We start from the raw sequence: 13563 nt of genomic DNA on the forward strand, positions 1-13563 counted from the left end.
ACATTATCTCCTTCTTCTATAAAATATTTAATTTCATATTGTGTAACAATTTTATATAGTTATTGAAAAGCGTTTCAATATACTCTTTTTCAAATAGCTCTTCTACATAATCCCAAGAAATAACCATAGAATTTCTTATTAATCTAATATGATGATCTATTATCACTTGAGGTGTTTTACTAATAGAATAATTTTCTGTAACAAATCCCTCCATAGTAGTATCTTCTTCTATTACACTAGTCAAAACAAAAGGAGATACTATTTGCCCTAGCTTATTTTGTTTTATATACTTAAATGACTCCATTCCATCATGTTCAATAAATTCTAATATTTCTAAAATAGAATTTCTAATATTTTTTAAATCATCACAAAAATTTCCACTTTTTTTATAATTCAAAACTGCTATATTAGAAAATTCACCAATTATATCATTTTCATTTTCAATAATATTTTTTCTTCCATTCATAGTTAATATTATTGAAGAACTTTCTTTACCACTAACTTCAGCTAAAAATCTAGCGTAGCAAGCCGCAATATACATAGTCGGTGTGTATCCTAATAGTTTAAGTTTACTAAATATTTCTTTAGTTTCATTTACAGTAAATTCATAATCAACTCTTTTAAAGGTTACTTTTTTTATTTCCGAAAAATCTCTTTTATATTTCAATTCTGGGATACTATATTTTTTCATTCCATCCGAAAGATACTTATGATATTCTTCCGTTTCCAAATTATCTAAATATAAACTTTCTTTTCTTTTATAGGTACTGTAGTCAGTGCTTACACTCTTTTTGTATATATCAAAAAAATATCTATCAAATATTTTCTTGATTAGATTGCTGGCACTCCAAGCATCTAATACTATACAGTTGAATATAAAATACAATCTATCATCGATATTTGAATCTTTATGTACATAAAAATCAAAAAGTGGCCAATCATAATACGAATACTTCTTATTAAAAATTAGATTTCTAATTTCAGTGTAATCAAGATTGTTATCAAGTTTTTTTATTTTATACTTATCGAATGTATCAAAAATTACATACTTATTAATATCAACAAAAAAACATCTTAACCCTTCATTTTCAAAAATCAATTCATTTATTATTTTCTCAAGTCTTACTGTGTCTATATTGTTTATGCTGTATTCTATATAATAAGCACAATTAGTTCCACCCAATTCACAATCTGTATCCATCCCCAAAATATATGATTTTTGAATAGAACTTAACTCTATCCCATCATTAATATTTTTTAATACTTTTATAAACTGGTTTTTATTTTTCCCTATATATTCTCTAAACTCAGAAATAAATTCATTGCTTGTTCCATCCATAGCTTTATATTTTATTTTTTTATCATCTAGATATAATCTAATATTATTTTCTCTTAAATAAATTATATATTTTAAGACACCTACATCTGATATCAATGTCAACCTCCTATTTCCTTATAGAAAAAATAAATTCAGCAAGCTCACTAGGAGTGGATTTCTCAAAAATAGTTTTGATATTAAGTTGAATATCAAATTTTTCATTTAATAGTCTAACTAATCTAACAACTTTAAGAGAATCTCCTCCTTCAATAAAAAAGTTACTATTATTACTAATGCATTCTGTTGATAAAACTTTTTCAAATAATTTTATTACCTTATATTCTATGTCATGAAATTTGCTTTTTTCTACAATATCCACATTTTCATATAAGGTCTTCTTTACATTTTTATTCGAAGATATTACTTCTATCTCAACTTCATCTGAATCAAAAGTATCGACATAAAGATTATCCCAATTATCGTTTTGAATCATTAAGTCAATAATATTTTTATAATCATCAAACATTTTTAAAATAGTATTTTCTTCAAATAATTCTTCTATATAATCCCAAGATAAATATAATCCTCCTTTTAAAACAAACACTTGATGATCTAACCAAACCTGAGATGATTGAGAAATACTATAACTTAGGTTATCAATCCACTTCTCTTCTCTACTGTCATCTATACCAATTCCACTAGTGAATACAATCGGCATTACTGATTCGATATAATTATTGGTTTTTTTCCTTATTTTTCTTTCAAATTCAATTGAACTATATAGTGAATGAGAGATATCATCTAGTAACTGATTCTGAACATCAGTTATTTTAGAATATAAACTTTCTCCACATTTTTCTTTGATTTCCAATAAGTTTAAAGTGGTAAAATCACCTATCACACCGTTTATATCATTATGAAGTTGCTCTCTATCAAATCTCGTAATATTTAATGCAAAATGTTTGTTATTTGACCATTTCTTAAGTGTTTCACTATATGCAGTAATAAGTGCAGCACCAGTTGTAACTTCATATTTTTTACAGATCTCCTTAAAAATATTCCATTTATTTTCAGATAAGCAAAAATCTTTTCTTACAAACCTTACTTTTTTAACATTGCCTTCATAATTCATTAACGGCAGTTTAGGATATTCTGGAAAACTTTCGATTCTATCTTCCCAATAATCCTTATCCTCTATATATTTTTTTGTATGTTTTAGCTTTTCTAAGGCTAAAACATAATCTCTATAGCTTATATCAGTATCCGGAATTAACTTTCCATCATACAACATTTGCCATTGCTTTAGCACATAAAACATACTCCAGCCATCAAATATTATGTTTTCAAACCTAACATGTAGTTTGACAATATCTTTTTTTAGCTTAGTTACCCTAACTTCAAATAAAGGCCATTTATCATACTGTATTATTTTATTATATATTTCATTTCTGATTGTATTGATTTTATCCAAAATTCGATCTTCTTCAATATCACTTAAATCGAAAACTTGAATTTTATAGTATGGAACATTAGACAGTATTTGTTGCTGTCCTTCATTCAATATTATAGCCTTCATCATGTCATGTTTTTTTATTAATTCATTAAATGATTTTTCTAATTTTCCTATTTCTATACTTTTCAACTCTACTTCAAAATAACAATTAGTAGATATATCACTTAAATTATGTCCCCCATTCTTTCCCATCCAATAGGCAAACTGTATATCAGTCAGTGGAAAAGGCTTATATCTATTATCTATATCCACTATAATCTGATTTTTCATTCCTTCACTATAAATATGCTGTTTTTTCCTATTCTCTACTACATTAGATAATTTTTCTATTGTCGGATTCTCAAAAATATCTTTTACGGAAATCTTAACATTATACAAACTACTAATCTTTCCTGCTATCTCAGTCGCAGTTAGAGAATCTCCACCTATATTAAAATAATTATCTTTCTTAAAAACATTTCTATAAGATAAAACATTTGACCATATCTCACATAAATTTCTTTCTACATCACTATATTCCTCGTTTTGTTCTTGTAGACTTTTTTTACTTTTGGAACAATTTCGACTTAAATTTCTTAATTTTTTCCTATCTATTTTCCCATTTTTATTTAATGGAAATTCCTGTATCGTATAGTATATATCTGGAATCATATACGATGGTATTAATTCCTTTAAAAATTCGTTCAACTGGTCTTTTTTCAGTATTTGCTTATTTTGATTTAGCGCAACTATCACCATGTTTCCACTAAATTCAAAATTGTTTCTTTCTGTCGAATACATAATGTCATAATTAAAATCATTTAAAATATCAGTTACCTGTTCCATAGTAACAATAGGTTCAATTTTTTCATTCGAATCATTGTAATTCTTTGTTAAATCAATCATTCCTAGGATAGTTTCTTGAAATATGCTTGTATTTTTAATCTCTGTGATTAATAATAGACCTCTAGAGGTAAGTACTTTCGATATATCAAATCCAAAATTCAAAAGATTATTTCGATGAAGTGAATTAATAGAAATAACAATATCAAAACTGTTATCACTAAATTTTTTAACAATCTCTTCTTTTACTACTTCATATTCAAAAAAATCTTTTTCTAATAATTCTTTAAAGTCATTTCTATAAAACTCAGAATTATCTACATATACATATTTTGCTATACTACCCTCTAGCTCATTAACTATATCGGAAGTAATTTCTATATCTCTTGTACCTAATTCTAATAATCTAATCTGCCTTCCTTTAAACTGTTTCTTAACCTGCTTTATTATTTGTAAAATATTTTTCTTTAGTTCATCATATCCAACAAAATTTTTTAATATATCATAAAATCTAAAATTTCTTGAGTGCAAAACTTCCAATGGGTTTTTTTCGTCAGATAATACATATTTGATATCAGGAACCATTTTTAAAAAGTAGGAATTTATTTTTTCTAATTGTTCATTTTCTATTTTTACAAATATATTTTCATAATTATTACATCTGTATCCATCTTCATCTAGTTTTAAAACATTAAATTTCTCCAAAATATCTATCCAACTAGAAATAATTTTTTTACCTTTAGTAGATATAAATAATGTATTCTGTATTTCTTTTTCTAAATTAGTATTAGATGAAAAATCTATCCCAATGTCTTTAAAACAATTAATTATAAATCTTAAACACATTCTATTAAGACTATAAATAAAATCATCATAATTCATAGATAATTTTCCTATGTCTACTACTTTTTTCAAATCAGTTCCTAAATTCTTATATTCCTGCACAATGCCAATGTAATCATCGTTAATGATGTCTTCTTTTAGTTTCACAAAAGAAATCAACCTTTTATTAAAACTATTATCAGAAATATAATCAACAACAGTATTATCTACATTAGGAAATTTTCTTATTGCCTCTTCAATTTCACCAAGCTCTATCCTATGCCCTTTAATTTTAGTCTGACTATCTTTCCTACCTAAAAATTCAATAGTTCTATCATTCCAGGTTCTTCCATTATCCCCAGTTCTATACCACCTTATCCTATCTTTCTCAAAATACTTCTTATTCGTTAATTCTTCGTCACCATGATAGCATTTAGCAACACCCACTCCACCGATAAGAAGTTCGCCTTTAACATAATTAGGACAAATTCTACAAAACTCATCCACAACTCTATACACTTGATTTTTTAATGGTCTACCATAAGGAATGGAAATCCAATCTTTCGGTATTTCTCTTGGCACATTTAAATAGTTTGACCAAATAGATGCTTCTGTGGCTCCACCCATAGCGACAACAATAGAATTTATATTTTCACTAATATTATAGAATCTTTCTGGTAAATTTATAGCAATCCAATCTCCCGAAAGCATAACAATTCTAAAAGGTAATTTTCTATTTTTACCCTCAGCCATAGTAACAACCATATCAAATAAAATCGGCACAGAATCCCATATTGTAACCTTATATTCATCGACTAATTTTAACCATTCATCAGGATCCCTATAATTTTCCTCATTAGTTGTAACTACTGTCCCACCAGCACGAAGTATTCCAAAGATATCATAAACAGATAAATCAAAGTCTATCGCAGATACCATTAGTATTGTATCTTCAGAATTTACATTATATTTTTCATTTAAATCAATACAAGTATTAACAGCACTTGTATGCATAATCTCAACACCTTTAGGGACACCTGTTGTTCCAGATGTCATAATAATATATGCACTGTCATAAGGGCTGATTTCAACAGGCTGTTCTAATTTAGATTCGTTTGCCACAGCCACATCCAAATCAATAATTTTAACTTTATTTTTATCTAAGCCACAATCTATTATTGTCTTTTCATTACTTACAATATGCTTTATTCCGATTTGATCATAAATTTTAGTTCTTCTGTCATTCGGCTGAGTAATTCCAATTGATACATATGCTGCACCAGTAAATAAAATTCCGAAAATAGCATAGAGTTGTCTACTACCTCTTGGAAGTGTTACTCCTACATAATCTCCCTTTTTAACACCATTTTTACCTAAATAATCCGCAACTTTTAATGAAATTTCATAAAGTTTATGATATGTTATCTGTTCCTTCGTTTCAGAATCTATAATAGCAACTCTATCCGGATTGAGTTTTACATTTCTGAGAAATCCGTCATATAATATTTCATTTGGATATTGAAGTGGTAAAATTCCCTCGACATCCTGCTTTCTAATAGATTTTTGCTTTTCAGGCAAAACGTCTACTTTCTTTTCCCATTCTTCCTTCTGCGTTAAAGATATAATCAATTCATATAAAGAATCCATCATGTCTTCTAACATTCCTGTCGGAAAAAGTTCATCCACACTATCCCAACAAAGAATTAAATTACCGTCTACAATATATGTTTGAAAATCAAGCCAAACTCCAGGTGTTTGAGAAATCATATAAGATACTTTCCCTAAATTTTTTCTTGAAATTTTAGTTTCCAATGGATAATCTATATTGCACGCAAAAACCACAGGTGCTATATTTACACTTGTACCTTGATCTTTTGATATATCTCTTTGAACCTGAACTCCGCTATACGCACTATGAGATACATTTTCCAAGAATGTCTTATTTGTTCTTTTTAAAGTATCCAAAAATCTTGCATCATCTTTTATCTCATGTTCTACTAGTAAAATATTTGTAAAATCAGCAATCATTTCTTTTAGATTTTCATTTTCTAAATCTCTATTAAATAGCGGTATATTTATAAAAAATTTATCCTGATTACACCATCTTTCAAGAACAAGAGAATAAACAGTTAGAAGAACCATAGATGGTGTGCTTTGATACGATGCTGCTATATCTTTTATAGTTTCCCATTCATCTTTTTTTATAATTCTCTTTCTTCTTGTAAACTTCGTTTCTTTAATTTGTTCCGGCTGTTTTCTTAATGGTAAATTCGGTCTTTCTATTTCAAAGGAATTTATTTTTTGTTGCCAAAACTCCTTATCCGCATCATTGATTGATTCGCCGATTCTATTTTGCATATAATCCTTAAACGTATACTCATTCAAATTATCAAGTTCTACTCCCGAGTAAAGTTCAGCTAATTCTTTAATCATAATACTCATGCTCATTACATCGGACACAAGCAAATCCACATCAAAAAATATCCTTGACTTCCCATCTAAAAATTTTGCCAGTGCGACTCCTGCAACTTGACCTTGATTTACATTTAATTTTCTATGGGATTTTTGTTCTCTTATTTCTACTAATTTTAGATGTAGCGTTTCTTCATCAAGATCAGATAAATCAAAAACTTCTATTTCTTCACTGTACGGTTTGTGTAATATTTCCTGATGCCCGTCTTTCGTAAATTTTGCTCTAAGCATGGGATGTCTGTATTGAAGCTTATTCCAAGCCTCTTTTAACTTATCCTCATCAATATTTTCTCCATCTATTTCAAGATATGCATGGCAACCCACACCACCTAAAATCTGATCATCTTCTCTTCCGATTAAATAAGAGTACTGGACATCTGTTAAATCAAACTTACTTTCATCACTTTGGATAATTGATGATTCTATATTCTTATCACTTTTCACTCTGGATTTATCAATAAGTTCATACCACTTGGATAAATTCGGTTCTTCCATAAGTTTTGCAAACGAAATTTTTATCCCCGTTTTCTTTAATTTTCCAGACAGTTGCATGACTTGAATGGAACTTAAACCCTTTTCAATTAAATTTTCATTTTCTGAAACTACTTTCTCTACAAATATACTTGCCAACCAATCCTTTACTAATTCTTTAGCTCTTTCCTTTATAGTATTAAGTTCCATTCCAAAATCCTCCTTTAAAAAGTTTCTTTTAATTTATTTCTATCTATTTTCCCTAGGGCTGTTAGTGGCCACGCATCAATATATTTAACTTTATCCGGCAATTTAAAATCCGCTACATTATTGGAAATCAAGAATTTTCTAACTTCTTCCAGTGTAAGCTCCTTATTTCCATTTAAAATAAATACAGCAATAGCTTCTCCTTGCAAGCAATCAGGTATCCCTACAACTTGCACTGAGTTTATATGTTCATGAGTAAGCAAAATTTCTTCTAGTTCTGAAGGTGTTATCTTCTCGCCCGCTCTATTGATAATTTCTTTAATCCTTCCAACAATTTGATAGTTTCCATCCTTTAGTTTTCGTGCTTTGTCCCCTGTTCTAAAATAACAGTCTTCTGTCATGCAAATTTCATTTACTTCAGGAAGATTATAATAACCATAAATAGTATAGGGGCCTCTAACGATAAGTTCTCCGTATTCTTCAACCTCTACTTCTTTCCCTTTCTCATCTACAATCAGTATTTCATCATGCTCACTAATCGGTTTGCCTTGTGTTTGCCACCTTATTTTATTGTTATCTTCTTTATTTGTTGTCAAAATCAACCCTTCAGCGATTCCGAAAATCTGTTGTAGTTTAACATCAAAAACTTTTTCAATTTTTTCCGCCAACCAAGACTCCAAGACTGAACCTCCGACTTGTATAAGCTCCAAAGAGGAAAGATCATACTCTTCATACTCTAAATAATCCATACAAATATTGGCAATTGCAGGAACAAATCCCGTTATCGTAACATTTTCCTCTTCGATTAAAGGCAAAATTTCATCAGGACTCGTCACATTGCATAAAACCACTTTTCCACCTTTCGCAAAAGTACCCACTATCCCCGGACACCCCAAGGGGAAATTATGGGCTATAGGCAAAGAAGCAAGATATACACTTTCCTGATTCACATTACATCGGTCCCCTGTTTTCTTTGCAACATAGATATAATCGCAATGTCTTCTTGGAATCAGTTTCGGTATTCCAGTTGTACCGCCAGACAATAACAATAAGCCGATATTCTTATAATCGACATCCGGATATTCATATGGATATTCACTCTCAATAAGAGATAAAAATTTTTTATATTCTTGATTATCTCCAAGAATATAAACTTCTAATTTCTTATTTAATTCGGATTTAATATCACGAATCATATCCACATAGGAAAATCCCAAATATCTATCCTTTGCAATATATGCTACTGCCTCAGATTTTTCGATAATCCCTTTTAATTCATTCTTCCGATGTGCAGGCAAACTCATAATCGGAATAATTCCTGTTTTAAACATCGCAAAGGATATTGCTATAAATTCATAACAATTGGGAAGCTGTAATACAATCTTATCTCCTTTTTTGAAGCCTGCTTTAAGTAAACCATTAGCATATTTATTTGAAAGTTTATCAAGTTCTTTATAAGACAACCTCGTATCTCCATCTACAATCGCCGTTTTGTCTTTATACATCTCCGAACAGTTTGTAATAAACTCTCCTAAGGTCATATGTTCCCAGACATCTTCATCATAAAATTTTTCTAAGTTTTCTTTTAATTCTATATTCATACTTCCTCCTATATGCATATTGCTCCAAAATATTTCGATGAAATTCTAAATTCTGCCAAAACTTTATTGCTACTTTTTACCTTATCCTCAATTTTTATTATCCGATCGTCCATATAAATAACTTCTATTTCTTTCGGATTTCTCATAAGACCATGTCCTTCATATTTCAAGTACGCTTCTTTTGCTGTCCAATATCTATAAAACATTGATGTATTACTGCCTATATTCTTAATCTCTCTGGATGTAAAGCAATTTTCAAGTATATCTTCAAACGCAAAGCCATCATTCACTTTTTCAATATCTATTCCAAGCTCTTTCTTTGAAAAACCAATTACTACAAATCCATCCGTATGTGAAATATTGAATTTCACTCCACTTTTATTTTTAATATATGGTTTATTATATTTATCTCTCAAAACAACTACATTTTCAATTGGAATATCTAATATCATTTCAAAAGCTTTGTTTAGAAGACTTCTTGAAACTGCAAAATTTATCTTCGCAACTTCCGATTTATATGCATCAAGCTTTTCAAGTTCTTCCTCTTTCAAAAATTTTTTCAAATCTTTTATCATAAATTTACTTGTGTTAGATGCGACTAACACCATGTCAAAAAAAATTAGTAACTCACTTATATCAATTAGACTTCGTATTTCTTTTTTGTCTGAAATTTCTATTCTATATATTTTCATTGTAATCAACAAACTCTTTAATCGCATTTATTACACTCTCAGGAGATGTATTTACAAACATATGCTTACCTTCAATATATTTATAAGAAAATTCTTTCGTCGTGTAATCCTGCCATTTTAAAAGTTCTTCAACTTCCATTTCTTCATCTATATCACCCATTAAACCTAAAATCTTACTATTCAGTTTTTCCCCTTCTTTATCCTGATAGTCCTCATCAACAATAAAATCGGCTCTTAGTGTTGGTAAAAAAATACCAATCAAATCCTTATTGTCTAATATCTCATTTGGAGTGCCATCATATCTTCTTAGCCCTTCAATAAATCCTGCATCATCTAAATGATAAATCGGGTTCGGCTCCTTATAGCAAGGTGCTCTCCCAGCTGATATGATAATTCCATTTGGATTTGGTAAACCATTTTCTTTAATTTTCAGAGCCAACTCATAAGCAATCTTAGTTCCCATACTATGCCCGAAAAAATAATAAGGTGAGTTAAAATCAAAAGTCATTTTTAAGTCTTCAAACAATGCTTTTACAAGTTCTTCTATGTTGCTAATTGCTTTTTCAGAAAACCTGTTTTCTCTTCCTGGATATTGTGCAACGAAAAATTTTATATTTTCGAATTGTCCTCCCCATTTTCTAAATGCTGATACTCCACCACCTGCAAACGGAAACACAAACAAACTAGCTTTAGTGTTTTCCGTCTCTTTATTAACGTATTCAAACCACATTCCCATCAAAACACCTTCTATCTGATTATTAATATACTACTAGTACTATTATTGTTAGATGTATCTAACAATAATAGTTTAATCCTTCTAACATAAAAAGTCAATACATTTACAATGTTTTATAGTTATATTTTCTATGCTTAAAAGACTTGAAGAAACTAAGTTACATATCCTTTATAACCATCAAAAAATAAAGAACATGCAATTTTAAAAATCAATTGCATGTTCTTTATCTTATATCTTGTCTTCAAAATATTTTTTAATTTTATTGAAAGTATCTTTTGATATTATATGTTCAATTTGACAGGCTTCTATTTCAGCTATCTTCTCATCTACACCAATATATTTAAAAACTTGTGTCAAATAGATATGTTTTTCATATAACTCAACTGCTAAAGCTCTTCCCTTTGATGTAAATCTAACAATTTTATCATCACCATATTTAATGTAACCCTTTTTTTCAAGATTTCTCAACATATGTGTTACAGTTGCTCTCGCCACTCCAAGTTTATCTACTATATCTATATTCCTTACTTCGTCTCGCTCTAAGTATAGAGTATAAATATTTTCCAAATAATTTTGTTCTACATATTCCTTATGATATATTTTATTCATAAACTCATCTAACTTATCCCTTCTAATTATTCTTTAAATCAACATTCTTATTATTGTTACACTACTTTTTTTATACCAAATTTTATCATAACCAATCATAAACATAAAAATTCCGAATACTTCATACCATATATTCGCTAATTCATTATATATGTTTTTTTCTTTTTGAGCAAGCACAGTAAGTGCATATGCACTTACGAAAAAATTGACTTGAGCCTCGCTTTTACAAAGGACTATGTTCGTCAATTTTAGCTTGTTGGGGAAATCCCCAAACCCCTGTGCAATCAATCTTCCTTGTAATCGTTATCTAAAATTTTCCCATAAATTTATCCGTATATTACCTCTCTTTCATTGAATTTTTCTTCAAAAAATGATATAATAATTTTGGAATTTAAATAAGAATTTTATCTCTTAACAGGAGATTTCTTGACAAAGAAATATAAAAATAAACGAAACCTGTAATTCAAGTTTGTACTTGATTTTACAGGTTTTTATTTTGTAAATTTTTAATACATCTATGGATTGGAGGTTATACTATGGCAAACAGAACAAGAAATAATGGAATATATCTTATGCTTTCTGATGATGAACTTGAAATTTTGAACAAAAAATATAAACTGTCCGGTTGTAAAACCCTTCGCCAGTTTATGATGAAATGTATATTGGAAAAAAATATTTTTGTACTGGATATGAAAGTTTTTAAGGAGATGTCTACAAATATCGGAAGGATTACAGGCAGCATCAATCAGATTGCAAAGAGAGTAAATTCAACAAGTATCATCTACAAAGATGATATCAATGATTTGAAAAAGCTCTTGGAAAAACAGGGGAAAGACATCTACTTTCTTCGCAAAAAGCTGTATGAATTAGGGAATTTAGGAACAAGCGATACGGAGGAAATCTAATGGCAGTTACAAAAATTCATCCTATAGAAAAAACACTTTATTTAGCCTTAGACTATATTATGAATGAAGATAAAACCGATGAAAAAATCCTTATATCTTCTTTTGGCTGCAATCCTAAAACAGCTCATCTTGAGTTTGAACAGACAAAAAGAGAATGTAATTCCAAAGCAAAAATTTTAGCAAGACATCTAATTCAAGCATTTGCTCCGGGAGAAACTACACCTGAACAGGCACACCAAATCGGACTGGATTTATGTGAGAGAGTCTTGCAAGGAAAGTATGAATATGTCCTTACTACGCATATTGACAAAGGGCATTTACACAATCATATTCTATTTAATAATGTCAGCTTTGAAACAGGCAAAGCCTACCAAAGCAACAAGAGACGTTATCATCAAATCCGAACTGTCAGTGATGATTTATGTAAAGAAAACGACTTGTCCGTTATTGATGAAAACTACAAAAAGTTCAAGAACAGATACTCTACAAACGGAAAAGGCTATACAGAATATACGGAGTTTAAGAAAGGAACTTCTTGGAAAAATAAGCTTCAGATTGCGATTGATAAAGCTGTTTTAAAATCCAAAACCTACGAGGAATTTCTAAAGACAATGGAAGATTTCGGTTATGAAATCAAGATTGGAAAGTACCTTTCCTTCCGACATAAAGATAAAAGGGATAACGGAAGATTTACCAGAGCAAAAGCATCTACTTTAGGGGAAGATTACACAAAAGAGAGAATCAAGGAACGAATCAAAGATCCAAATAAACACCATATTTATGCTAATCAGGAATATCATTATGAAAAACTCTCGTACAAGAAACCGGATACTATTGTAGATATGAAAAACAATGAAAAGGTAAAATCCTCTAAAGGCTATGAAGTATGGGCAGGCAAACATAATATGAAAACTATGGCATCCGCCTTAAATGAAATAAGAAAATCTGGTGTTAACTCCTACGAGGAATTAGATTTAAAATTAAAGAAAGTGGCATCAGACAGACAACAATTATTAGATCATATAAAGCAAATAGAAAAAGAAATGAAATCCATTTATTCTGTAATAGAAAATAAAAATACTATCTCTAAAAATCAACTGGTTTATGATATGTATATAAAAGATAAAGAAAACAAATCCTTTTATGAAGAATATAAATCACAGATAATTGCCTATGAAACAGCTATGAAAAGTCTTAAAAATTCCAAACTTCAAACATTAAGTATTAAAAATTTATCTGATAAATATATGATTTTAGAACAAGAAAAAACTACACTTATGGGAGAATATTCATCTCAAAACTCTATGCTTCACAAGCTTGGACAAGCAAAGAGAAATACAGATTTATACCTTGATAACAGTCTTGAAAAATAAAAAAAGAAGGAGATCACCCTTA

General features: G+C 29.2%; 8 protein-coding genes. 2 read left to right on the forward strand and 6 right to left on the reverse strand.

All coding sequences use genetic code 11. The features are described from left to right. Positions 1 to 16: 16 nt before the first annotated feature. From BM120_RS03340 to BM120_RS03365, 6 genes are all read right to left on the reverse strand, one after another. A complete protein-coding gene (locus tag BM120_RS03340; protein WP_091993268.1) occupies positions 17 to 1435 on the reverse strand; it encodes a condensation domain-containing protein in 1419 nt (472 codons plus the stop codon). Between the two features lie 10 nt (positions 1436 to 1445). After that, a complete protein-coding gene (locus tag BM120_RS03345; protein WP_091993269.1) occupies positions 1446 to 7628 on the reverse strand; it encodes a non-ribosomal peptide synthetase in 6183 nt (2060 codons plus the stop codon). A 14-nt stretch (positions 7629 to 7642) separates the two neighbouring features. Then, positions 7643 to 9226, reverse strand: coding sequence for a (2,3-dihydroxybenzoyl)adenylate synthase (locus BM120_RS03350; RefSeq protein ID WP_026624787.1), 1584 nt, complete (start codon positions 9224 to 9226; stop codon positions 7643 to 7645). A gap of 8 nt (positions 9227 to 9234) precedes the next feature. Continuing rightward, positions 9235 to 9918: a 4'-phosphopantetheinyl transferase family protein gene (locus BM120_RS03355; RefSeq protein ID WP_091993271.1), complete on the reverse strand. Its 684-nt coding sequence runs from the start codon at positions 9916 to 9918 to the stop codon at positions 9235 to 9237. Then, positions 9905 to 10654: a thioesterase II family protein gene (locus BM120_RS03360; RefSeq protein ID WP_026624789.1), complete on the reverse strand. Its 750-nt coding sequence runs from the start codon at positions 10652 to 10654 to the stop codon at positions 9905 to 9907. The genes BM120_RS03355 and BM120_RS03360 overlap by 14 nt, the downstream gene beginning before the upstream one ends. A 228-nt stretch (positions 10655 to 10882) precedes the next feature. After that, the gene (locus BM120_RS03365) at positions 10883 to 11263 is read right to left on the reverse strand and encodes a metal-dependent transcriptional regulator (RefSeq protein ID WP_091993273.1); all 381 of its coding nucleotides are present in this window, start codon (positions 11261 to 11263) and stop codon (positions 10883 to 10885) included. 536 nt (positions 11264 to 11799) lie between these two features. Between BM120_RS03365 and BM120_RS03375 the strand changes: the two genes are divergently transcribed. Together BM120_RS03375 and BM120_RS03380 are read left to right on the forward strand one after the other, a co-directional pair. Then, complete coding sequence (locus BM120_RS03375) at positions 11800 to 12168, forward strand: plasmid mobilization protein (RefSeq protein WP_091993276.1); 369 nt, start codon at positions 11800 to 11802, stop codon at positions 12166 to 12168. Then, positions 12168 to 13541, forward strand: coding sequence for a relaxase/mobilization nuclease domain-containing protein (locus tag BM120_RS03380; protein ID WP_091993278.1), 1374 nt, complete (start codon positions 12168 to 12170; stop codon positions 13539 to 13541). Before BM120_RS03375 ends, BM120_RS03380 begins: the two co-directional genes overlap by 1 nt. The last annotated feature ends 22 nt before the right edge of the window (positions 13542 to 13563 follow it).

It is taken from the genome of Peptostreptococcus sp. D1 (genome assembly GCF_900112955.1).
In the GTDB taxonomy this organism is placed as follows: domain Bacteria; phylum Bacillota; class Clostridia; order Peptostreptococcales; family Peptostreptococcaceae; genus Peptostreptococcus.

Bases quoted from the DNA above. Each gene is read 5' to 3' on its own strand.
- BM120_RS03360 (WP_026624789.1), bottom strand. From the start codon at position 10,654: ATGGGAATGTGGTTTGAATACGTTAATAAAGAGACGGAAAACACTAAA.
- BM120_RS03350 (WP_026624787.1), bottom strand. From the start codon at position 9,226: ATGAATATAGAATTAAAAGAAAACTTAGAAAAATTTTATGATGAAGAT.
- BM120_RS03345 (WP_091993269.1), bottom strand. From the start codon at position 7,628: ATGGAACTTAATACTATAAAGGAAAGAGCTAAAGAATTAGTAAAGGAT.
- BM120_RS03375 (WP_091993276.1), top strand. From the start codon at position 11,800: ATGGCAAACAGAACAAGAAATAATGGAATATATCTTATGCTTTCTGAT.
- BM120_RS03355 (WP_091993271.1), bottom strand. From the start codon at position 9,918: ATGAAAATATATAGAATAGAAATTTCAGACAAAAAAGAAATACGAAGT.
- BM120_RS03380 (WP_091993278.1), top strand. From the start codon at position 12,168: ATGGCAGTTACAAAAATTCATCCTATAGAAAAAACACTTTATTTAGCC.
- BM120_RS03365 (WP_091993273.1), bottom strand. From the start codon at position 11,263: ATGAATAAAATATATCATAAGGAATATGTAGAACAAAATTATTTGGAA.